Genomic DNA, 21,281 nt, shown 5'->3' with positions numbered 1-21,281 from the left:
TCGGCTCGCTCGAGGGCATCACCGGCTGACGCCGGATCACCGAATCAATCGAGATCGTCGGCATACACACGGATCTGCCGACATAGTTAGGAGAATGACATGGGATCGCTCATCGACATCCTGGGGCAGGGCGCCGGCAGCCTGGGTGAAACCGGCACCACCATCGTGAACGCACTGATCACGCTGAGCGGCGGCACGCCTGCGCCCGGAAAGTAAGCCAGGCCAACGGTATCGGGGGCGGCCGCGGGTCGGCCGCCCCCGATCGTTCGTTCCCGATCCCGGTAGGCGGCACGTTCCATGAAGCTCCACCTCCGCCGCGGTCTCGTCGCGGCCGCCGGTGCGCTCGTCCTCGCGGCGGCGCCGGCACCCGTTCTCGCCCCCGAAGCTGCGGCGGCTCCGGCCGCGCGGCTGGTGGAGATGTCGTCGATCACCCCGACACTCGCCGAGATCTCGGTCTACTCACCGGCAATGGCGCGCAACATCCCGCTGCAGGTGCTGCGGCCCGCCGACACCACCACCCCCGCACCGACGCTCTACCTGCTCAACGGAGCGGGCGGCGGCGAGGATTCGGCGAACTGGCGCGGACAGACCGACCTGGAGACCTTCTTCGCCGACAAACACGTCAACATCGTCATCCCGATGGAAGGCGCATTCAGCTACTACACCGACTGGCAGCGAGCCGACGAAGGCCTGGCCGAAACCCTCGGCAACAACGGCCGGAACATGTGGACGACCTTCCTCACCGAGGAACTGCCGCCGGTGATCGATGCCGTCTTCGGCACCACGGGCGCCGCCGCCCTGGCCGGAATCTCGATGGCCGGCACCTCCGTGCTCGACCTGGCGATCCAGGCGCCGGACCGGTACCGCAGTGTGGCCGCCTACAGCGGCTGCGCCATGACCAGCGATCCGGTGGGGCAGGCCTTCATCACGCTGGTCCTGGCGATCGGCGGCGCAGACCCGGAGAACATGTGGGGGCCGACCGAGGGCGGCCGGTGGCGGGAACGGGACCCTTACCTGCAGGCGGACCGCCTGCCCGACATTCCCATCTACGTCGCCACCGGAAACGGCCTGCCGGGGCCACACGACACCATGGCGAACCCCCGGGTACAGAACAGCAATCGCAAACTTCTCGACCAGCTGATCGTCGGCGGCCTGATCGAATCGGCCGCCCACTACTGCACGGTCCGGCTCGCGCAGCGCACCGCCGAACTCGGCCGCACCGACATCACCTACAACATCCGCCCGGTCGGGACACACTCCTGGGGCTACTGGCAGGACGATCTGCACGCCTCCTGGCCGATGATCGCGCGTTCCCTGGAGACGGTATGAGCGAGCTGAAACTTGCTGCGCGCGATGCGGTGTTCGTCTACGACGAGACCGACCGGCATCTGTCGAACGTCGTGGCGGTCTATATCTTCGACGAACACACCTCGCTCGCCGGGCCGTTGGATGCGGCGCGGGTGGTCTCCTGGCTCCGGGAACGGCTCGGGACCGCCGAACGGTTCCGCCGCCGACTGCAGCGGGTACCGCTCGACCTGGACCTGCCCTCCTGGGTACCGGAGCCCGATGTCGACATCCGCGACCATGTGGTGGTCGAGCGGCTGTCCGCGGACACCTGGTCCGCCGCCCGGCAGCGGATCGCCGAGATCGCTGCGGCCCGGCTGGACCTGTCCCGGCCACCCTGGTCGATCCATGTGCTGACCCGGGTGCAGGAGGTGCCCGGCCTGCCCGGTGCGGCGACGCTGGTCGTCCTGAAACTGCATCACAGCATGGGTGACGGGGTCGCCACCCGGGAGCTCGAGGCCGCCCTGTTCGGCCGCGTTGCCGGACCGCTGCCGTCGATGAGCCCGGGTGGTCGTGCCCTGCCACTGCCTGCCCCGGTTCGCACCGCGGCGGCGGCCGTGGCCGGTGTCGTCCGCTTCGGTGCCGGACTGGTCCGTACCCGGTCGGCCGCGGGCGAGGTCCGGGCTCGGGTGTCGGCCGGCGAACTCCACGAGCCGGTCGCCCTCCGCCCGGCGACCAGGTTCAACCGCGATGTCGAGGGCATCCGGACCTTCGGCACAGTCGAATTCGCGCTGTCCGAGGTGCGAGCGGTACGGGACCGAGCACCCGTCCGGATCACCGTCAACGATCTGCTGCTGGCAACCGTATCCGGGGCCCTCGCCGCCTATCTGTCCGAACACGGCGAACCGCCGGGCGGCTCGCTGGCCGCGATGGTGCCGATGTCGATGCGGCGCGCCGCCGACTGGGAGTCGGCCAATCGGCTCTGCCAGATGTTCGTGGACCTGCACACCGATGTCACCGACCCGGTGCTGCGCCTGCAGGCCATCCGGCAGTCGGCACAGCGGGAGAAGGTCCGCAATGCCGATGCTGCCGTGCTACGCCGCGAATCCCGCGTCGAGACCTCACCGGCCTGGCTGTTGCGCCTGGCCGGCTGGGCCCGCGCCCAGCGCAGCTTCGCCGAATCCGCGACGGTGCCGTTGGCCAATACCACGATCAGCAACGTTCCATCGCCCGGTGACGGTCTGGAACTCGCCGGCCGACCACTGGTGCGGGTACTCGGAGTGCTCCCGCCGCTGGACGGAGACTGCCTGCGCCACCTGATCACCTCCCAGGGCGACGAACTCGTCATCACCTACAGCACGACCGAAACGGTGTTGCCCGATCCGGACCACTACGGAGACCTGCTGCGGAGCTCCTTCCGCGAACTCGTACAGGCGCTCGGCCGGTCCGTGCCATAGTCCATCCGCCGGAGTCGTCGCTGCCGGCCACAGCCGGCGATGCGACGGCCCGGCCCCTGATGCCGGGCATTTGCCGAACCGACGAGCGCCGAATACTTTCGGCGGGCCCGGACCGGTGATCATCCGCTCGGCACAACCCGGAACTGTGCCGCCGTTGTCGCTGTCGAGTGAGCAGCAGCGGATGCTCCGGTCCGGTCGATGGGGCCCGGCCGGGTCGTCGCGACAGTCGGCGGGAGATCTGCCAGCGTGCTGACGAACCACCTTCGCCGCATCGGGCTATCTTGCCGGATGCCGTACTCCGACACTTTCATCCGGCGGATTCCGGTTCGGGACCATATCGGCCGAAAGTGTCGGGAATCGGCAACTGCCGCTGTGGTGGCGCCGCGACAGCCCGCTCCGGGCCGATGGCCGGGTACGGCGTGTCTCGGCCCGGTGACCGCTTCTGCTTGGGGTGGGCCGGTCGCAATCTGTGACGGGTGCAACGATGACTGGTATGTCGGTATCTCGTCGCGGTCCACTCGTTGCGGACGTGACCTGGGTTACCGCCGGTTCGATGGCCGCCAATATTGCCGGTTACCTGCTGCAATTGCTTGCGGGCCGGTGGCTGGGGGTGGCCGGGTACGGCGAATTCGCCAGCCTGCTGGCGGTGCAGCTGCTCTGTGCGGTGCCGGCGCTGGCTCTGCAGAACGTGCTGGCCCGGGAACGAGTGCGGGGTGCGAGTGAACGGGCCTTGCGGGCGGTTCAGTGGCGGTGTGCCGCGCTGGTCGCGGCGGTGGTCGCGGTGCTGGTCGCGCCGGTCACCCTGTTGCTGAACACCGGCGTGGTGGCGAGCGCGGCCGCGCTGGGTGCCGCGCCGGTGCTGGTGCTGCTCGCCGGTGAACAGGGCATGCTGCAGGGGGCGCAGCGGTTCCGGGAACTCGCCGTCGTGCTCGGCGCGGCGGGTGTCGCCCGGGTGGTTCCGGCGGTGACCGTGCTGGCGCTGGGCGGTGGGGTGGCCGCCGCGCTGTGGGCTGCCGCCGCTGGAATCGGGATCGCGGCATTCGTTGCATATATCGTTCGCACCCGGGGTGCCGGGGCGCTGCTCGCATCCGCCGCACCCGGCGTCGACCGTCCGGTCACCGGGGCGCCCAGTGCCGCTGTCTCCGGCGCGGGATCGGCCGGAACTCTGGTGGAAGACCGTGCCGCCGGACATCGTTGCGCGCCGCCTGACCGGTCCGCCGATGCCGGGGTGACTGTTTCTGCGCTGGACGGGCGGGCCGCCGCCACAGCGGACGTCCCCGCGCCGGGCGGGCGGTCCGTCGATCCCGCGGTGACCGTTCCTGCACCGGGCGCGCGGTCTGCCGATGCTTCTGCACCGGACGGGCGGTCAGCTGGTGCCGGGGTGACTGTTCCCGCACCGGACGGGCGATCCGCCGATGCCGCGGTGACCGTCCCCGCACCGGTCGGCGGAGCTGCGGACCGGCGGCGACCGGCGTCGCCCGGAGTGGTTGCGGTGCTGCGGGCGGCGCAGGTGCAAGCGGCACTGATGGCGCTGTCGTCCGCGGATCTGATCGTGGCCCGGATGGTGCTCGACGAGGCGGATGCCAGCCGTTATGCCCTCGGTGCCATTGCCGCCAAGATCGCTTTTTGGCTGCCGCAGGCGATCGGCGTGGTGCTGTATCCGCGGATGGCGCAGCCTGCCCATTCGGCGCGGGCGATCCGCGACGCCCTGGCGGTGCTGTCCGGGATCGGCCTGGTCGCGGTGATCGGGGCGGCGGTCGCGGCCCCACTGGCACCACTGTTCGCCGGACAGGACTACGCGCCGATCCAGGGCCTGCTGTGGCTGTTCGCCCTGCACGGAGCGGTGCTCGCGGTATTGCAGGGCGCCCTGCTCTCGGCGATCGCGGTGGAACGCACCGCGGTGGCCGCGATCAGCTGGTTCGGCCTGACCGCCGAGGTCTGCCTGCTCCTGATCTTCGCCCGCACCGTGCCCGGCATGATCACCATCGCCGTCTGCGTCGCCACGCTGACCACGGTGGTAGCCGCCGCGGCGGCGCTCCGATTCACTTCCGCACCCGTCGAGCCCGCGCTCCCGCACCCGGCGACTCGACCGTAGTCGTCAGATGAGCGGGTTCATCCATCGGACATCGGTGAACTTCGCGAAATCCGAATCTGCGGAGACCACGGTCAGGCCGTGCTCGATCGCAAGGGCGGCGAGATGGGCATCCGATACGAGGTTGCCGGTCGGCTCGACGTCTTCGAGGATGCGTTCCAGGATGCGGCGATGTCGCGGGCCTGGTTGGGGGATCCAGGACGCCGGAGTGTCGAGGAACGCCGACACGCGGCTCCATGCCTCGTCCACCGGTGCCGGTGGCGAGTAGATCCGTGGGTTGGTGACGATCCGCAGGTACGCGAGCAGGTTCTGCCATGGCAGCCCGACGGACTGACCGGGACCGGCCAGAGCCGACTGAAGCCACTGTCGGGCCGCCGGGTGCTTAGGTGTGTTCGGATCGGTCGAGTACACGAGGATGTTGGCGTCGACCAGGAACATCAGCGGAAGTCTTCCCCTTCTGCGATGGCGAGCGCTTCGCTGATGTCGTCGATGTCGATGAGTCGTCTGCCCAGCGGTAGCGGATCGATCGTGACGGGGGTGTGCTGTTGTGGCTGCTCGGCAGCGTCGAGTCCGCGTCGCAACACCGAGTTGATGATGTCCTTGAAGGAGCCGCCAACGGCTGCCCGGAGGTCTTCGAGCCGCACCGCCAGGTCATCATCGAGCGTCACTGTCGTCCGCATGCATCAAATCATACGCTTGATGATGATCTGATGTCAGTAGGTGGGTGTGGATCCGCTGTCGGGGTGTGCGCGGCGGCGGATACGAAACGGCCCCCGGGAGCGATTCCCGGGGGCCGTCGATGCAGTTTGTCAGAGGCGTTTATCGATCTGCTCGGTGGGCGGATCGTAGTCGCCGGGGTTGTCGAACCGGGTGGTCGGTGAGTTGTCGGCGGGGCCGTCGAACTCGGTGGTCGGGTTGTCGTCGCCCGCCCAGGAGCCGGCACCACCGGCGGCCGGTGCGGTGCCCCGGCCGGCCGGGGCCGGCGAACCGCCGCCGCGCAGGCCCAGGATCAGGCCGACGATCACCGCGATCACACCCAGGACGCCGAGCACGATCGGCAGCGTGCGCCCGTAGAGGGCCAGTTTGTCCGTGTTCTCCTCGGCAACCGCGAGCTGCGACTGCAAGGTGTCCTCGTCGAAGACCAGGTGCGTCTTCAGCGCGGTGACCGCATCGGGGTCGTCGGCGGTGCGCCCGTAGTACAGGTGGATCGACTCGCCGCCCTTGATCACGGTGCCGGTCTGCGGTTCGACCCAAAGATCGCGGGTGTTGGTGTAGTAGCGGGTCATCGTGACCGGCTCCTCGCCCTCCAGGCCCCAGGCGGCGGCCGGCAGGGTGAGCCGGTTGGCCGGTGCCTGCACCGCGTCCCAGGTGCTGGTGGGCGGCACGGTCATCCGGAAGTAGTAGACCTTGGTGTTGTTGATCTCGGTCTCTTCGACGAAGCTCACGTCGTAGGTCTTGCGGACGTTGAGATCGTAGTAGGGGTAGGTCTTCTTCTCGGTGCCGATCGGGAACCGGTACTGCAGTCCGACGTGCTGGACCGGCTCGTTGGCCTCGTCCCCGCCGGCGCTCACCGCGATCGAGCCGTTCGGTTCCTTCGCGACCGGCATACCGGTGACGCGGTCGATGGTGACCCGATCGATCAGTGCCGACAGCAGGCCGGTGTCGCCCTGGACATCGGTGCGCCGCAGTGTCTGACCGACCTGCAGGGTCAGCACATCGGCGTCGGCCGGCTCCTCGATGGTGACGAAGCGCTGCGAGATCAGCGGTACGTCGTTGTCGACCTTCGGGCCCTCGCCGGAGGTCAGCGAGGTCCGGTCGAGGACCATACTGTCCTCACCGGGCTGGTTGTCGGCGATCGTGGTGATCTCGAGGTCGAGAGGAGTCTTCGCCAGCTTGCTCACGGTATAGGTGGGGATGAGCAGCGCGGCGGCGATCAACGCCGCGCCGAGGCCCACGAGTACGCAGGCAACCGTCCTTCTGGTACCGGCACTCAGTGCCATGCAAACTCTCCTCGTCGTCGAACGACCGTCGTTCCGGTGCGGCGTGGCGCGGGCCACGGCACTCGTGAGCCCTGACACTAACAGCAGGGCCGGGCACTACAACCTGTCGAGGCCGGTATTTTCCCGGCTAGGGCAGACTGGTGACGATGTCCGCACCGTCCGCAGTCAGTTCCCGGAGACCACAACCGCCGCGCATGTTCGTTCCGGCGCTCGAGGGGATGCGCGGAATGGCGGCGCTCGGCGTGCTGCTCACCCACGTCGCCTTCCAGACCGGCGCGACGCGGACCCCGGTGCTGGGGCCGATCTGGGAGCGCTTCGATATGGCGGTCGCGGTGTTCTTCGCACTGTCGGGTTTCCTGCTGTGGCGGCCGCATGCTGCCGCGGCCCGCGGACTGCGGCCCGCACCGCCGGCCGGGCGCTATCTGCGGCATCGCGCCGCCCGGATTCTTCCCGCGTACTGGGTCGTGGTGTTCGCGGTGCTGCTGTTGCTTCCCGGGGCGGCCGAGAGCGCCAACCTGCGGGTGTGGTTGTCGAATCTGTTGCTGCTGCAGGTGTTCGTGCCGCTGACGCTCACCGAAGGGCTCACCCAGATGTGGAGTCTTTCGGTGGAGATGGCCTTCTATCTCGTGCTCCCGCTGCTCGCGTGGGCGCTGGTGCGGGCCAGGGGTACTGCCGCCCGGTGGCGGATCCCGGCGGTGCTGGCGCTGGCGGCGGTGAGTCTGGGCTGGAATCTGCTGCCGGTGCCCACGCCCGACGCCATTCACGCGGACAACTGGCTGCCCGGCTATCTGCCCTGGTTCGCGGCCGGAATGTTGCTCGCCGAACTGATCCACGAGGCCCGCCGCGGGGTGTGGTGGTACCGGCTCGGCGGCAATCAGCCGTTGATGTGGGCGATCGCGCTGGTGGCTTTTCTGCTCTCGGCCACCGAGCTCGCCGGACCCGGCGGCCTGGAACGGGCCGAACCGTGGCAGTACGTGGTGAAGATGGCCCTGGGCGCGGTGATCGGCTTCGGGCTGCTCGCGCCCCTGGTGCTCCGGCCCCCCGAGGCCGCGCCGCATCGCTGGCTGGAGTCCCCGGTGGCGGCGGTGCTGGGCCGCTGGTCCTACGGGGTGTTCCTCTGGCATCTGGCCGTGCTGACCGTGGTCTTCCCGGTGTTCGGGCTGGTGCCCTACACCGGCAACTTCGGACAGGTGCTGCTGCTGACCGTCGGGTTGACGCTGCCGCTCGCCGCCGCGAGTTATGCGCTCGTGGAGGAACCGGTGCGGCGCTGGGTGCGGGCCCGTGAGCGGCGGACCGGGGGCAGCGCGGCCACGGCCACCACGACCACGGCGATCAATGCCGGTAGCTGAGCCCAGACCGAACCGCCCAGATACGGCTGCCCGGAACGCCAGGTGCCGGTCGAGAGCACCGCGGCGGAGGCCAGGGTGCCGGCGCCGGCCAGATACGGTGCCGCGGCCGCGGCGATCCGGGGTCGCCACGCCGCACCCGCGAGGGCCAGTAGTGCGAGACCGGTGCCGACCGGACCGGAGATCAGGGTGGCTGCGGCCGTCGCGCCGGCACCGCCGATGAGCCGATTGCCCCAGGTGTCCGGTCGCGGGCCGGCGTCGCGGAGCCGGCCCCGGAACAGCGCGGCCAGGAACAGCGGAATCAGCAGCAGCAGGCCGCCGAAGATGGCTGTGCGGTACCAGCGGTCCACCGGGAACGACACGGTGACCGGGCCGGAACTGCCGGGCGGGACCAGCCAGGCCTGCTGCCAGCCGTTCACCACGATCGGCTCCAGTTCGCGGCCGTCGGCGGTGTGCGCCGACCACCCGACGTTGGTGCTCAGCGGCAGTACCAGCAGCTCGCCGGGGCGGTCCGGGGCGGGCGGGACCGGGGGATCGGTGCGGGTGAGCCGCAGCCGGTCGACGGAGAACAGCTCGCCGGGAGCGACATTCACTTCGACCGAGCCGATGGGAAGCGGTGCGCCGAAGCCGGGCTGCGGCGGATCGATGGCACACGGCACGGCCGGAACCGGAGTGCCGGACCGGAACTCCTCCGCGGTCGCGGTGACCGAAGTGCGGATGGTGTGCCCGCCGAACACCACGGTGGGCCCGGTGTCGCAGCCGACGGTGATCAGCCGATCGCCCGGCGCCGGAACGGGGTAGCCGTGCCGGTTCGCGGTGTCGGCGCCGAGCACCTCGATCTCGGCGATACCGGGCGGTTGCGGCAGCACGAAACCCAGGGCGGTGCGGTCGAGCGCCGGATTCCAGCGGTACACGCTCACTTCGATCCGGTCGGTCACCGTCGGATGCAGTTCGATCCGGGCCGGTTCGCCGTGTTCGCGCTCGGGCAGTTCCCGGATCTGCGGACCGGCACCCAGATCGATGGCGACCGCGGTGGGCGTGGCGGGCAGCCCGCCCAGTGACGTGGTGACATCCAGGCCGGTCACCATGGTCGGTTGCGGGAGTTCCAGCACCAGGGTCGGTTTCGGTCCGGTCTCGGTGCGGATGGCGTCCTCCGGCGCGGTCCAGGTGGTGCGCGGGTCGCCGTCGGTGGCGGCGAAGGCGGCGCCGCGCAGATCGCCGACGTCGGCGGCGCCGCGGGCCACCGGCCGGGCCGGATCGCTGAGCAGCGCCTCCAGCGCCGGACCCTGGCGCGGCCGGACGGTCAGCTCCGGGGCGACAGAGATCGGGGCGGGTACCGCCAGGGTCCGGGAGAACAGTCCGGGTTCCTCCGCGGGCAGCGCCATCCCCTTGCTGCAGTGCACCCGGTCGGGACCGTCGAAACAGGCGCCGCGCCCGGGGAATTCCTGACCGAGATCCCAGCCGGTGACCTCGATTCCGGCGGGCGGTTCCGGCAGCACGGTGTGGTGGCGGATGTCCACCGGTTGCCGCCCGTCCGGTCGGCTGTGGTCGGTCAGCGACAGTTCGCTGATGCCGAACTGACCACCGGTGCCACCGCTTTCGGTGCTGGCCGCGGTGATCTGGACCCACTCGGTGCGGCCGACCGGGAGTGCGACCGACAGCGGGTCGCCGGGTTCGGTGACCCGCGCCGACACCGTGCCGTTCGGGGTGCGGATCTCCAGCCATTTCACCGGATCGCCGATGGCGGCGGCACTGGTGGTCAGCGTCAGGACACCGGAGTCGATCGGGTCGTCCAGGTCGAGCCTAAGCCATTGGCCCAGTGCGGGTTCGGCGCCGTTGCTGATCCAGGCGGTGGATTCGTCACCGTCGACGACCGCGGCGGTGGAGCTGCCCGGTGCGGATCCACCGATCTGGGTGGCGTCGGCCGCTGAACTCGAGGCGGTGACGGTGGCGCCGGTCCAGTCGCCGCGGACCGGCTCGGTGCCGGGAACCGGATAGTCGGGCACCAGGTTGTGCGTGCGGCGGGCGTCCTCGGGGGCACGCAGTGCCGAGTTGTGGTTGTCCACCTTCCCGAAATCGGTCTCCCGATCCATCGGGGTGTCGGTGATCAGGGTCGGTCCGGGTGCCAGACCGGCGCGTACGGCGTCGGCGGTCAGCAGGACCGGGGCCTCGGGTGGCAGGCCGTCCCGGCGCAGCCGTTCCAGGACCTCGGGGCCGCCGTGGACCACCGGGACATCGGCGAGCGGGACGGTGTAGGCGCCCGGAAACCGGTCGGGTGCACCGGTGCCGGGTTGCACCGTCGCCGGGGTGCCCGGTGGCTCGGTGGTCACCCGGTAGATCTCGATCGCCGGATAGGCGGGGCGCAGATCGCCGTCCACCACCATTCCGGCATCGCCGGGCCGGGGGCCGACCAGGTCGCCGAACTCCGCGACCTTGGTCAGGCCGGGCGAGCCCTCGACGGCGCGGTGTGCCAGCAGCGGCAGGGTCGACCGGGCCGTCTCCGGGTCCAGGTCATTGCGTAACACCAGCACGCCGATGCCCTGATCGGCGAGGGTCGCCGCCAATCCGGTGGACGGGCGGCCGTCCGCGATCAGCCGCTGAACCGAATCCATCGCCCGGATGGCGCCGGGCGGGTTGAGCGGTACGGCATCGCGGACCGCCCACGGGGTGCTCGCCAGTGCCTGTAGCGGCTCGTCGCGGGTCAGGCCCCAGATCTGGCTGCCGAACGGGGCGCCCGGCACCACCAGGGCCCGGGTGTCGGCGGCGTTGTCCGCCAGCCAGTCGGCGGTCTGCTCCCAGTAGGCCGGCACCTGGTCGTAGGCGCCGCGCGGCGCGAGCCGGCCGGTCCAGGCCAGCGACGTGGCCAGCGTCAGCGCCGCCAGGATCAGGCCGGCGACCGCGACCATCCGGTTCCGTTCCGGGTGGGCGAACGCGCTGCGCCACTGTGGCCACGACACCGAGACCGGCAGCGGTACCCGGGCCAGCAGGTGGGCCAGCCCCAGCACCAGCGGCAGCCGGATCAGTGGCTCCAGCTTGTGCACATTGCGCAGCGGGGCGCCGCCGGAATCCAGGAAGACCCGGACCGATTCGGCGAACGGCCCACCGAGGGCACCGACATATCCCATGCAGATGCCGGTCAGACCGACGAGCAGGATCAGCGCCAGCCGTCCGCGATGCGGCATGGTGCGCATGGCCAGACCCGCCATCCCGGCCGCGGCGAGCAGCCCGGTGGCCAGCACCGCGGCCGGCTGGGTGACCAGCACGGCACCCGCGATGCGTTCCGGCGAGACGAACGGCGTCCAGCTGTCCGTGCCGCGCAGCACTTCGCTCAGGGCGGCCCATTGCGTGGTGACGCCGGACGATTCGATGTAGTCCAGGAAGGGTGGGCTGACCTTGCCGAGCAGCAGCAGCGGCACCACCCACCAGCAGGTGGCCAGCACCAGCAGCGGAATCCAGGCCCGGGTGAACCGCCACCAGCGCCGGTTCGGCCGATAGCTCGCCCACCACAACAGAGCGGGCAGGAAGGCGGCCACCGTCGCCACCGCGTTCACCGCACCCATCAGGGCCAGCGCGGCCGCGCTCCCGGCGGGCGAGGCGGCCCCGCCCCGCCGCATGCGCAGCCGGACCCCCAGCGCCGCCGGTGCCAGCAGCACCCAGGGCGCCAGCATCATCGGCAGCGTCTCCGAGGAGATCGAGCCCAGGGTGGTCAGCACCCGCGGCGACAGCGCGAACGTGGTCGCCGCGATGACCCGGGAGCCACGCGAGCCGATCCCCAGGGTCTCGCACAGCCGGACGATGCCCCAGAATCCGGCGAGCAACAGCAGCGCCCACCAGATCCGCTGGGTCACCCAGGCCGGGATGTGCAGTAGATGTCCCGCCGAGAAGAATGCCCCGTGCGGGAAGAAGTAGCCGTATGCCTGATTCTGCACCTGGCCCATCGGGGCCTGGCTGCTCCACAGGTGCGAAGCCCGCGCCAGAAAGCCCAGCGGATTCTGGGCGAGGTCGTATTTGGTGTCGGCGACGGTGAGGCCGGGCGCCTGCAGGAACGTCAGCGCAAAGGCGACGACGGTCGTGCCCAGCAGCCAGGCCCGGCCCAGCGGGGCGGTCGCCGACCCCGGGTCAGCGCGCGGCGACGGCTCAGCGGCTGCCGTATTCAGGGGCGTTGAGCAGCGAGGAGTCCGCGTCGCCGCTGCGGTCGATCGAAGGCACCGAGTTCTGCTGCATCGCCACGGTGATGCCGAAGACGGCGATCACGCCCAGCAGGGCGCCGCCGACCGCACTGGCAGCAGCGGGAACGGCAAACTTCATTGCGGCACTCCAATTCGGGTTCGATCGGCTGGCGTACTTCCGGCCAAACCTAGCAGGTGTGTTCCGGTGTGGCAGCCGTCGGGCGGGACCGGTGCCGGTACGCGGCTACGCCCGGCCCGGCGTTTCGGCGGAGTCGGCCGGCACCGGACAGCCGAGCGCCCCGAGCAGGGTCCGGAACTTCGCGGTGGTCTCGGCGAGCTCGGTGCCGGGGTCGGAATCGGCGACGATGCCTCCGCCGGCCCAGGCGCGCAGGCTGCGCCGATCGGCGGCCAGTTCGCCGCCCCGGATGGCGACCACCCATGCACCGTCCCCGCGGGCATCGCACCAGCCGGCGGCCCCGCCGTAGAAGCCACGGTCGGGCTCGTCCGAGAGGATCGCGGCCAGGGCATCCGCGAACGGTGTCCCGTTGACGGCCGGGGTGGGATGCAACAGCACCGCCAGATCCAGGGCGGTGACGGCCGGGTCGGCGAGGGTGCCATGGATCGGAGTGGCCAGATGCCAGACCTCCCCGGTGGCGTGCAGCTGCGGCTGTTCCGGAATCGTCAGGTGGGTACAGACCGGCTGCAGTCGGTCGGCGATCCAGTCCACCACGAACCGGTGTTCCGCCCGGTTCTTGCGACTGGCCAGCAGTTCCTGTGCCTGTTCCGCATCGGCGGCCGGATCGGCGGACCGGGGCAGGGTGCCGGCGAGTGGCCGCAACGTCACCTCGGTACCGTGCCGGGCCACCAGGACTTCCGGCGTCGCGCCGAGCAGGGTCGCACCCGGGCGACCACCGACGGCGAGATCCACTGCGTAGACGCTCGCTCGCGGATGACGGGTGAGCAGCTGGGCGGCGACGACTTCGGGCGGCATCGGGTCGGTGGCCGCGACCAGCATGGATCGGGCGGCCACCACCTTCTGCAGGGCTGCCTCCGGCGCGGAGATCTCGGCCACCAGCTTCCGGACCCGGACCAGGTGTTCGGCCGGATCCGGATCCTGTGCGGACACCGTCATCGGTGGCAGGGGAGGTAGTGCGGCGGGCTGCCAGGGGCCCGCGGTCCGGACGAGCTCGTCGGGTGTCCAGAGGGCGGCGCGGCCGGCGGGGTCGAACGGCAGGGCGCCGACGATCGGATGTCCCGCGCGTACCGCCCGGCGGGCGTCGGCCGTGTCGGGGTACGCGGCCCGGGTGCCCGAACCGCGCACCACCGCATCCGGCTGCGCGAGCATGAACTCGTCCATCGGATCGGAGTCTAGGTGCCTGCCGAGCCGTCCCCGCCGGGATGTGAGCGATGCCTCGGCCGGTCAGTGTTCGCAGGGCGGCGGCACCAGCAGGACCGGGCGGTGGGAGTGCTTCAGCACGGCATCGGCGACGCTGCTGTGCAGCAGCGCCCGCAATCCGGTGGCGCCGCGGGTGCCGGCGACGATGATGTCCACATCGAGCTCGTCGGCGCAGTCCACGATGGCGTTCCAGATGGTGGTGGTGCATTCGGCGGTGCGGGCCTCGGCGTTGAGCCCGGCCTCCCGGGCCAGCCGGACGCCCTCGGTGTTGGTGTCTCGGGCGGAGAGGTAGGCGAGGTCCTCGGACTGTTCCTCGGGGAGCCAGTCCGGTTGCAGCACCCCGGAGATCCCGGAGATGCGCGCGGCCTGGCGCACCATCGGTTCCCAGGCGGTGAGCACCACGGCGCGCTCGGCGGTGAGGAAGCGCCCCGCGTATTCGATCGCGCGCTGCGCATTCTCCGATCCGTCGTAGGCGATGAGCATCCGATCGCAGGGCATGGCCGACTCCTACCTCGGGCGTTGTCTCCCAGGCTACGCAGGTTTCCCGGGGCCGGGTGCGAAGCCCGGTCGTGTCGTGATTTCCCGCCGGTCCTGCGGGCCACCGCGCCGCACGGCGACTACCGTGGTCGGCATGCGGAAAACGCCCCTGGTCGTGTGCGCGGTCCTGGCCGCCGTGGCCACCGCCTGTTCCAGCGGTTCGCCCACCGAATCGGCGGCCACCGGCACCACCGGTGCCGCCGGGTCGGCGCCGGAGACCTCGCCGGGGATCACCGGGCCGACGCCGAAGCATGTGCCCGCCGATTGCACGGACGACTACCTGGCCGGATTCACCCAGCGCGAGAAACTCGCCCAACTGCTGACGGTCGGGGTGACCGGCGCCGCGGATGCCTCGAACGTGGTGCGCAGCGAACAGGTCGGCGGCATCTTCATCGGCAGCTGGACCGATCCGGGTCTGCTCGGATCCGCCGCGCTCGACGAGGTGAAGGCGGTGGCCACGGCCCCGCTGATGGTCACCATCGACGAGGAGGGTGGCCGGGTCTCCCGGGCGAAGGATCTGATCGGGGCGGCGCCGTCGGCGCGGGTGGTGGCGCAGACGCAGACTCCGGAGCAGCACTACGAGGAGACGCTGAACCGCACCCGGCAGCTGCAGGAGCTCGGCGTGACGGTGAACTTCGCCCCCGATGTCGATGTCAGCAGCCAGCCGGACGACACCGTGATCGGCGACCGTTCCTACAGTGCGGACCCCGGCACCGTGACCGAATACGCCGGGGCCTACATCCGGGCCGCCAACGAGGTCGGTCTCGGCGCGGTGATGAAGCACTTCCCCGGACACGGGTCCGGTTCGGGTGATTCGCACACCGGTGCGGTGCAGACCCCGCCGCTGGATCAGCTGCAGAACTCGGATCTGGTGCCGTACCGGGACCTGATCGGATCGGGTGCGGCGGTGATGGTCGGGCATCTCGACGTTCCCGGGCTGACCACGCCCGGCGTCCCGGCCAGCATCAGCCCGGAGGCGATGGCGTTGCTGCGCGATGGTGTCGGCTACGGTGCGGCACCGTTCGACGGGCCGATCTTCACCGACGATCTCGGCGGGATGGCGGCGATCACCGATCGCATGTCGATCTCCGATGCGGTCGAGGCCGCGTTGGTGGCCGGTGCCGACAATGCCCTGTGGATCAGCACCGACGCGGTGCCTCAGGTGCTGGATCAGCTCGAGCAGGCCGTGGTTGCCGGACGGCTGCCCGCCGATCGGGTCGACGCCTCGGTGCTGCGGATGGCCCGGTTCAAGGGCGCGCCGCTGACCTGCTGAACCTCGCGCCGTACAGTCGTCGCCCGGCCGCCGCACGGGTGGCGGCCGGATCGGGTGAGTGGGCTCCCGGGGCGCGGGCGACTGCCCGGCAAATCTCCGCGAGCGAACTTACCTTGCAGTAAGATAGTGGTTCATCAGGCGGTAGGAGAGTGGATGGCGGGCGGAACGAAGCGACTTCCGAGAGCGGTTCGCGAGCAGCAGATGCTGGACGCCGCGGTCGAGGTGTTCGCCCGCAAGGGTTATCACGACACCTCGATGGATGCGATCGCGGCCGAGGCCGAGATCTCGAAACCGATGCTGTACCTGTACTACGGGTCCAAGGACGAGCTCTTCCGCGCCTGTATCCAGCGGGAGGGGATGCGCTTCATCGAGTCGGTCGCCCCGGCCGGGAATCCGCAGCTGAGCCCGCATGAGCAGGTGCGGACCGCGCTGGAGGGTTTCCTCGATTTCGTCGACCGCAACCGGCAGTCCTGGCAGGTGCTGTACCGGCAGGCGATCGGGCAGCAGGCCTTCGCCTCGGAGATCGACAACGCCCGGGAGCGGGTCATCGAGCTGACCGCCAAACTGCTGGAATCCAGTGCCAAGCACGCCGAGCCCGGCACCAACTTCGATGTCGTCGCGGTGGCCGTGATCGGCGCCGGTGAGGCGATCGCCGACCGGGTCGCCACCGGCCGGATCGAGGTCGCCGAGGCCGTGGACCTGCTCGACGACCTCGCCTGGCGCGGTCTGGCCGGCCGCAAGAAGGAGGCCGATCCGGCGGACTGACGCCGGATCGGTGATCTCAGTTCTCCGACTCCGACTCCGTCGCCGTAGGAGTGGGCGTGGGCGTACCGGCCGGGGCCTGCGCCTGGGTGGTGGGCGTCGGTGGCTCCTCGGCGGTGGGCCGCTGGCCGGTGGCCTCGGTGTCCTCGGCCGGCTCCTCCTCCTGCTCCGGCTCGCCGCATTTCACCACCGGAATCGGGTCGTACTTCACGGTCCGGGTGGTGCGTGAGATCTGCGCCCCGGTGTTCGCGTCGGTGATCACCCGGGTATCGGAGACGGTGAAGCCGCGGGCCCCCTCGGTGGGAATGCATTCCTCGCCCTCGGGCAGGGTCAGCGTCTCCGGGTCGGTGTAGGCGGTGCGTTCCCCGGTGATCGATTCGACGTCCACCGTTTTGGTGCCCCACAGGGTCACGGTGACCTGGCTGGCATCCGCGTACGCCTGGATGTAGACCCCGGTTTCGCTGTTGTTGCGGAACTGCAGGTCGATCACGCCGTCGAAGACCGTGGCCTCGCGGGCCTCCGGGTAGCGGGAGATGTAGTAGCTGTGCTCGGTGTGTCCGGCATCCTCCATGCCGGCGAAGTACGCCGCGTTGTAGAGGGTGGTGGCGAACTGGGAGATGCCGCCGCCGACGGCGGTATCGGGCCGACCGTGGTTGATGATCCCCGATTCCACGTAGCCCTCGGCGACACCCCGGTGACCGGTGTGTCCGTTGAGCGAGAAAGTCTCGCCGGGCCGGACCACGGCGCCGTTCACTTCGGCGGCGACGGTGCGGATGTTCACCCCGGACGGTCCGCTGAATCCACTGGTGGTGAACTCCCCGATCGGGGCCTCGATGCCGAGGGCCTCGGCGGCCTCGGTGGTCAACTTCGGCTCGGCGGTCGCGTAGACCGCCTCGGCGCTGCGCGGGCCGGTGGTGGTGAGCAGGGCGGGCAGCTGCTCGAGTGTCGCGGGCCAGTCGACCTTCTCGCCGACGACGGCGGGGATCACCGACGGGACACCGCCGTCGAAGGTGAACCGGGCGTCCTCGGGCTGCACCTCGGAATCGGCCAGCTGCGGTGCGAGTGCCGCGGTGACGGCGTCGTTGTCGACGCGGGGGGTGAGCCCGCCGTGCCCGTCCGGAACGAACGACAGCACCGTGGCGATCTGCTCGGCGCCCAGGACGGCGGTGGCGCCGTCCTTCCCGGTGAACTCGATCGGCCCGGCCACGGCCGGGGTCGCGATATCCCGCAGTGCCGCGTCGACACCTTCCCGGGTCACCTCGACCGGCGCGTCGATCACCGGCAGCTGTAGCGCCGTGGCGGTCGGCCACTCGTCGATGACGATCCGGTGGGCGGCCTCGGCGTCCAGGACGCGGCCGGGGACCGGCGGCACCGCTACCGGGCTGCCGTTCTCGAAGTGGACGTTGCCCTCCACGGTCGGCACATCGCCGTCCCGGAATTCGCCGATCACCCGGTCGAGGACGGGCTCGTCGACGGTGGACGCGACCGGCACGGTGCGGTCGCCGAACAGGGAGAACAGCCTGGTAACCGGGTTGGCGGGCTGACCGCCGATCCGGTCCCAGGTGGTGTCCCAGTCGACGCCGAGCCCGGCTTCGGCCGGGACCATGCGGTACTCGTGCTCGGCGGCCCGGACCGGCAGTTCCTGCGCCAGCTTGGTGTCGAGTTCGGTGCGGAGGAGGGTTTCGGCTTCCTGCCGGTCCATACCGCCGAGTTCGATTCCGGCGACCACCACACCGCGCGGCACCTCGCCCGCGGTGGCCGCTCGATCGGCCAGATAGCCGAAGACTGCCAAGGCCAGCACGCCACCGGCGCCGATGGCGATCAGCTTGCCCGGCGACAGCCCCGTCTTGCCGGACAGCTTGTTCAGCCAGGCCGGAACCGGTCGCTTTCCGCCCGTACCGCTGCTGCCCGCGGCGGACAGTACCGTGGTGGGTGTCTCGTCACCGGCAGGCAGGATGGTGGTGGGGGTATCGTCGCTGATCCGGTTGGCTTCGAGGAGTCGGCGCAATCCGACTTCGCCGCCGGAATCGGGGCCTGGCCCCGGCGTACCGGACGTCGGGTGGCTGGGCACGGAAATACTCCTCTGCGTCGAGCGGTGCGCGGCTGTTCGCTGTTTCGTGCCGGGGCACGGGCATCGAACCACGATATCGCCGGTCGCCGGGCGGGGCATCCGGTGAGATGTACGTGACACTGTCGACGACCGGTCCTCGACAGCAGGAAGGCCCCGTGCAGTTGCCGGGTCGGGGGTCTGGCAACTGCACGGGGCCGATCTGTGTATCGGTGACCGCGCGCAGGTGTTACACCCCGAATCGAGATGCCGCGTGCAGGTGTGCGCGCGGGCGCGAGAGAATCGGGCCGATACCCGCCGTCAGGGTCCGTCACACTACTGGGTCCGTCACACTACGAGGGAGCACGCATGCAGCTGGGAATGATCGGCCTCGGCCGGATGGGGGCCAACATCGTTCGCCGGATCGTCCGGGATGGGCACACCGCCGTCGGCTACGAACGCGACCAGGGGCCGATCGACGAGTTGACCGGCGAGCTGGCGGGCAGCTTCTCGGGCACGACCGATCTGAAGGAGTTCGTCGCCCGGCTGGACGCGCCGCGGGTGGTGTGGGTGATGATCCCGGCCGGTGCGACCGGCGCGGTGATCGACGACCTCGGTGAGCTGCTCGAACCCGGCGACATCATCATCGACGGCGGCAACAGCCGCTACCACGACGACATCGCCCGGGCGAAGCAGCTGGAACCGAAGGGCATCCACTACCTCGACATCGGTACCTCCGGCGGCGTGTTCGGGCTGGACCGCGGCTACTGCCTGATGATCGGCGGCGAGAAGGAATCGGTGCAGCACATCGAGCCGCTGCTGAAGTCGATCGCACCGGGCGTGGACGCGGCGCCGCGGACGCCGGGACGCACCGGCGAGCCCGCGCCAGCCGAACAGGGCTACCTGCACTGCGGTCCCGCCGGTGCGGGCCATTTCGTGAAGATGGTGCACAACGGCATCGAGTACGGTGCGATGGCCGCCTACGCCGAAGGGCTCAACCTGCTGCATCACGCGAATCTGGGTGCCGAGTACACCGACGGCGAGCATTCGGCCGAGGTCGCTCCGATGGAACACCCCGAGTACTACCGGTACGACCTGGACATCCCGGAGATCACCGAGGTCTGGCGCCGCGGCTCGGTCGTCGCGTCCTGGCTGCTGGATCTGACGGCCGGCGCCCTCTACGCCGATCCGAATCTGGACTCCTTCGGAGGCCGGGTCTCCGACTCCGGCGAAGGCCGGTGGACCATCGACGCCGCCATCGACACGGCGACCCCGGTGCCGGTCCTGTCCGCCGCGCTGTTCCAGCGTTTCTCCTCGCGGGGCGAGTCCGAGTACGCCGACAAGATGCTGTCCGCCATGCGCAAGGCGTTCGGCGGACACAACGAGATCAAGAAGTGAGCGACGGGGAGCTGTAGCTGCCACAGCGGCCGGGGTACACCACCCCGGCCGCTGTCGTCATGGCAAGCGTTTACCGCTCGATGATCGCGGTGACGCCCTGGCCGCCGGCGGCGCAGATGGAGACCAGTGCGCGCCCGCCGCCGTTCTCCGCCAGCATCTTGGCGGTGGAGGCGACGATCCGGCCGCCGGTGGCGGCGAACGGGTGGCCCGCGGCCAGCGACGAACCGTTGACGTTCAGCTTGCTGCGGTCGATGGAGCCCAGCGCGCCGTCCAGGCCCAGCCGCTCCTTGCAGTAGGCGTCCGACTCCCAGGCGGCCAGGGTGGCCAGCACCACCGAGGCGAAGGCCTCGTGGATCTCGTAGTAGTCGAAATCCTGCAGGGTGAGGCCGTTGCGGGCGAGCAGCCGCGGCACCGCGTAGGTGGGTGCCATCAGCAGGCCGTCCGGGCCGTGGATGTAATCGACCGCGGCGACCTCGCTGTCGACCAGGCGGGCCAGCACCGGCAGGTTGTGCTGCGCGGCCCACTCCTCGCTGGAGAGCAGCACCGCCGAGGCGCCGTCGGTCAGCGGGGTGGAGTTACCCGCGGTCATGGTGGCGTCGCCCAGCTTCGTGCCGAACACCGGCTTCAGGGTGGCCAGCTTCTCCACCGTGGAGCCCGGGCGCAGGTTGTCGTCGCGGGTCAGGCCCAGGAACGGGGTGATCAGGTCGTCGAAGAAGCCGCGGTCGTAGGCAGCGGCCATGTTCTTGTGCGACAGATAGGCGAGTTCGTCCTGCGCCTCCCGGCTGACACCGAACTCCTTGGCGGTGATCGCGGCGTGCTCACCCATCGACAGGCCGGTGCGCGGTTCCGCATTGCGCGGGATCTCGATGCCGAGCATCGACGGCCGCAGCTGGCCGACCAGCTTGAGCCGGTCCTTGTTGGTCTTGGCGCGGTTGGCGGTCAGCATCCATTCCCGCATGTCCTCGCTGACGCCGATCGGGGCGTCCGAGGTGGTGTCGGTGCCGCCGCCGATACCGGCCTCGATGCGGCCCGCGGCGATGGCATCGCCGACGGTGGCCACGGCCTGCAGGCCGGTGCCGCAGGCCATCTGCAGATCGTGGGCAGGGGTGTAGGGGCTCAGCGTGGAGCCGAGCACGCTCTCCCGGATCATGCCGTGCTCGCCGACTCGCTTGAGCACCGCGCCGCCGGCGACCATGCCCAGGCGCTCGCCCTGCAGGCCGAAGCGGCTCACCAGGCCGTCCAGCGTGGCGGTGAACATGTCCTGATTGGATGCGTGCGCGTAGGCCTTGTCGGAACGAGCGAACGGGATCCGGTTGCCGCCCAGGATCGCAACCGGACGCTGGGTCTTCGCGGTCTTGGCGGACGTCTTTGCCGAGCGGGCTTTGCTTGTCACTCGAGTCTCCAAGGTCTCGTCGGGTGTGTTTCCGGCGCCGGGGTGTGGTGGCCGACGATCCGGTTTACATTAAACTTACTCTGGAGTAAGTTCGTTGTCGACTCCACCCTCAACCTCGAGCGAAGAG

Annotated in this window: 16 protein-coding genes; 7 read left to right on the top strand and 9 right to left on the bottom strand. The window is 70.3% G+C overall.

The annotated features are described in order from the left end of the window. Positions 1 to 297 precede the first annotated feature (297 nt). The 3 genes from AC1HFH_RS00380 to AC1HFH_RS00370 all read left to right on the top strand — a co-directional run bounded on the left by AC1HFH_RS00380 (position 298) and on the right by AC1HFH_RS00370 (position 4,836). Positions 298 to 1,329, top strand: a complete 1,032-nt coding sequence (locus tag AC1HFH_RS00380; protein ID WP_480245429.1) for an alpha/beta hydrolase — start codon at positions 298 to 300, stop codon at positions 1,327 to 1,329. Beyond that, positions 1,326 to 2,741, top strand: a complete 1,416-nt coding sequence (locus tag AC1HFH_RS00375) for a wax ester/triacylglycerol synthase family O-acyltransferase (RefSeq protein WP_480245428.1) — start codon at positions 1,326 to 1,328, stop codon at positions 2,739 to 2,741. The genes AC1HFH_RS00380 and AC1HFH_RS00375 overlap by 4 nt, the downstream gene beginning before the upstream one ends. Before the next feature lie 493 nt (positions 2,742 to 3,234). Further along, positions 3,235 to 4,836, top strand: coding sequence for a polysaccharide biosynthesis protein (locus AC1HFH_RS00370; protein ID WP_480245427.1), 1,602 nt, complete (start codon positions 3,235 to 3,237; stop codon positions 4,834 to 4,836). 3 nt (positions 4,837 to 4,839) lie between these two features. On the opposite strand, the gene AC1HFH_RS00365 is transcribed toward AC1HFH_RS00370, so the two are convergent. From AC1HFH_RS00365 to pgfA, 3 genes are all read right to left on the bottom strand, one after another. After that, on the bottom strand, positions 4,840 to 5,271 hold the full coding sequence (locus AC1HFH_RS00365; RefSeq protein ID WP_480245426.1) for a TA system VapC family ribonuclease toxin: 432 nt from the start codon (positions 5,269 to 5,271) through the stop codon (positions 4,840 to 4,842). After that, entirely contained in the window at positions 5,271 to 5,513 is a 243-nt protein-coding gene (locus tag AC1HFH_RS00360; RefSeq protein WP_480245425.1) for a hypothetical protein, read from the bottom strand. The genes AC1HFH_RS00365 and AC1HFH_RS00360 overlap by 1 nt, the downstream gene beginning before the upstream one ends. A 129-nt stretch (positions 5,514 to 5,642) precedes the next feature. Beyond that, positions 5,643 to 6,833 (bottom strand): cell envelope lipid trafficking protein PgfA, encoded by a 1,191-nt coding sequence (gene pgfA, locus AC1HFH_RS00355; RefSeq protein ID WP_480245424.1) that lies wholly within the window; start codon positions 6,831 to 6,833, stop codon positions 5,643 to 5,645. 146 nt (positions 6,834 to 6,979) lie between these two features. Between pgfA and AC1HFH_RS00350 the strand changes: the two genes are divergently transcribed. After that, positions 6,980 to 8,182 carry an acyltransferase family protein gene (locus tag AC1HFH_RS00350; RefSeq protein WP_480245423.1) on the top strand — a complete coding sequence of 401 codons (1,203 nt, stop codon included), beginning with the start codon at positions 6,980 to 6,982 and terminating at the stop codon, positions 8,180 to 8,182. Here the strand turns inward: AC1HFH_RS00350 and AC1HFH_RS00345 are convergent. The 4 genes from AC1HFH_RS00345 to AC1HFH_RS00330 form a co-directional block, all read right to left on the bottom strand. Continuing rightward, the gene (locus AC1HFH_RS00345; RefSeq protein ID WP_480247987.1) at positions 8,071 to 12,336 is read right to left on the bottom strand and encodes a DUF3367 domain-containing protein; all 4,266 of its coding nucleotides are present in this window, start codon (positions 12,334 to 12,336) and stop codon (positions 8,071 to 8,073) included. The genes AC1HFH_RS00350 and AC1HFH_RS00345 overlap by 112 nt on opposite strands. Beyond that, positions 12,317 to 12,487, bottom strand: a complete 171-nt coding sequence (locus AC1HFH_RS00340) for a DUF2613 domain-containing protein (protein ID WP_480245422.1) — start codon at positions 12,485 to 12,487, stop codon at positions 12,317 to 12,319. Before AC1HFH_RS00340 ends, AC1HFH_RS00345 begins: the two co-directional genes overlap by 20 nt. 105 nt (positions 12,488 to 12,592) lie before the next feature. Then, positions 12,593 to 13,705 (bottom strand): isochorismate synthase, encoded by a 1,113-nt coding sequence (locus AC1HFH_RS00335; protein ID WP_480245421.1) that lies wholly within the window; start codon positions 13,703 to 13,705, stop codon positions 12,593 to 12,595. Between the two features lie 63 nt (positions 13,706 to 13,768). Continuing rightward, the gene (locus AC1HFH_RS00330; protein WP_480245420.1) at positions 13,769 to 14,242 is read right to left on the bottom strand and encodes a universal stress protein; all 474 of its coding nucleotides are present in this window, start codon (positions 14,240 to 14,242) and stop codon (positions 13,769 to 13,771) included. A gap of 133 nt (positions 14,243 to 14,375) precedes the next feature. Between AC1HFH_RS00330 and AC1HFH_RS00325 the strand changes: the two genes are divergently transcribed. Both AC1HFH_RS00325 and AC1HFH_RS00320 read left to right on the top strand, forming a co-directional pair. Beyond that, a complete protein-coding gene (locus AC1HFH_RS00325) occupies positions 14,376 to 15,554 on the top strand; it encodes a glycoside hydrolase family 3 N-terminal domain-containing protein (protein ID WP_480245419.1) in 1,179 nt (392 codons plus the stop codon). 153 nt (positions 15,555 to 15,707) lie between these two features. Continuing rightward, on the top strand, positions 15,708 to 16,319 hold the full coding sequence (locus AC1HFH_RS00320; protein ID WP_480245418.1) for a TetR/AcrR family transcriptional regulator: 612 nt from the start codon (positions 15,708 to 15,710) through the stop codon (positions 16,317 to 16,319). Between the two features lie 16 nt (positions 16,320 to 16,335). Here AC1HFH_RS00320 and AC1HFH_RS00315 read toward each other — a convergent pair whose 3' ends face one another. Further along, the gene (locus tag AC1HFH_RS00315; RefSeq protein WP_480245417.1) at positions 16,336 to 18,387 is read right to left on the bottom strand and encodes a VanW family protein; all 2,052 of its coding nucleotides are present in this window, start codon (positions 18,385 to 18,387) and stop codon (positions 16,336 to 16,338) included. A 345-nt stretch (positions 18,388 to 18,732) separates the two neighbouring features. Between AC1HFH_RS00315 and gnd the strand changes: the two genes are divergently transcribed. After that, positions 18,733 to 19,761 (top strand): phosphogluconate dehydrogenase (NAD(+)-dependent, decarboxylating), encoded by a 1,029-nt coding sequence (gene gnd, locus AC1HFH_RS00310; RefSeq protein WP_480245416.1) that lies wholly within the window; start codon positions 18,733 to 18,735, stop codon positions 19,759 to 19,761. Between the two features lie 70 nt (positions 19,762 to 19,831). Here gnd and AC1HFH_RS00305 read toward each other — a convergent pair whose 3' ends face one another. After that, a complete protein-coding gene (locus AC1HFH_RS00305) occupies positions 19,832 to 21,154 on the bottom strand; it encodes an acetyl-CoA C-acetyltransferase (RefSeq protein WP_480245415.1) in 1,323 nt (440 codons plus the stop codon). Positions 21,155 to 21,281 lie beyond the last annotated feature (127 nt).

The sequence above is a fragment of the Nocardia sp. KT25-26 genome, from assembly GCF_056627695.1.
This window is presented reverse-complemented; position numbering and strand designations above follow the sequence as displayed.

Bases quoted from the DNA above. Each gene is read 5' to 3' on its own strand.
- AC1HFH_RS00380 (WP_480245429.1), top strand. From the start codon at position 298: ATGAAGCTCCACCTCCGCCGCGGTCTCGTCGCGGCCGCCGGTGCGCTC.
- AC1HFH_RS00375 (WP_480245428.1), top strand. From the start codon at position 1,326: ATGAGCGAGCTGAAACTTGCTGCGCGCGATGCGGTGTTCGTCTACGAC.
- AC1HFH_RS00370 (WP_480245427.1), top strand. From the start codon at position 3,235: ATGTCGGTATCTCGTCGCGGTCCACTCGTTGCGGACGTGACCTGGGTT.
- AC1HFH_RS00365 (WP_480245426.1), bottom strand. From the start codon at position 5,271: ATGTTCCTGGTCGACGCCAACATCCTCGTGTACTCGACCGATCCGAAC.
- AC1HFH_RS00360 (WP_480245425.1), bottom strand. From the start codon at position 5,513: ATGCGGACGACAGTGACGCTCGATGATGACCTGGCGGTGCGGCTCGAA.
- pgfA (WP_480245424.1), bottom strand. From the start codon at position 6,833: ATGGCACTGAGTGCCGGTACCAGAAGGACGGTTGCCTGCGTACTCGTG.
- AC1HFH_RS00350 (WP_480245423.1), top strand. From the start codon at position 6,980: ATGTCCGCACCGTCCGCAGTCAGTTCCCGGAGACCACAACCGCCGCGC.
- AC1HFH_RS00340 (WP_480245422.1), bottom strand. From the start codon at position 12,487: ATGAAGTTTGCCGTTCCCGCTGCTGCCAGTGCGGTCGGCGGCGCCCTG.
- AC1HFH_RS00335 (WP_480245421.1), bottom strand. From the start codon at position 13,705: ATGGACGAGTTCATGCTCGCGCAGCCGGATGCGGTGGTGCGCGGTTCG.
- AC1HFH_RS00330 (WP_480245420.1), bottom strand. From the start codon at position 14,242: ATGCCCTGCGATCGGATGCTCATCGCCTACGACGGATCGGAGAATGCG.
- AC1HFH_RS00325 (WP_480245419.1), top strand. From the start codon at position 14,376: ATGCGGAAAACGCCCCTGGTCGTGTGCGCGGTCCTGGCCGCCGTGGCC.
- AC1HFH_RS00320 (WP_480245418.1), top strand. From the start codon at position 15,708: ATGGCGGGCGGAACGAAGCGACTTCCGAGAGCGGTTCGCGAGCAGCAG.
- gnd (WP_480245416.1), top strand. From the start codon at position 18,733: ATGCAGCTGGGAATGATCGGCCTCGGCCGGATGGGGGCCAACATCGTT.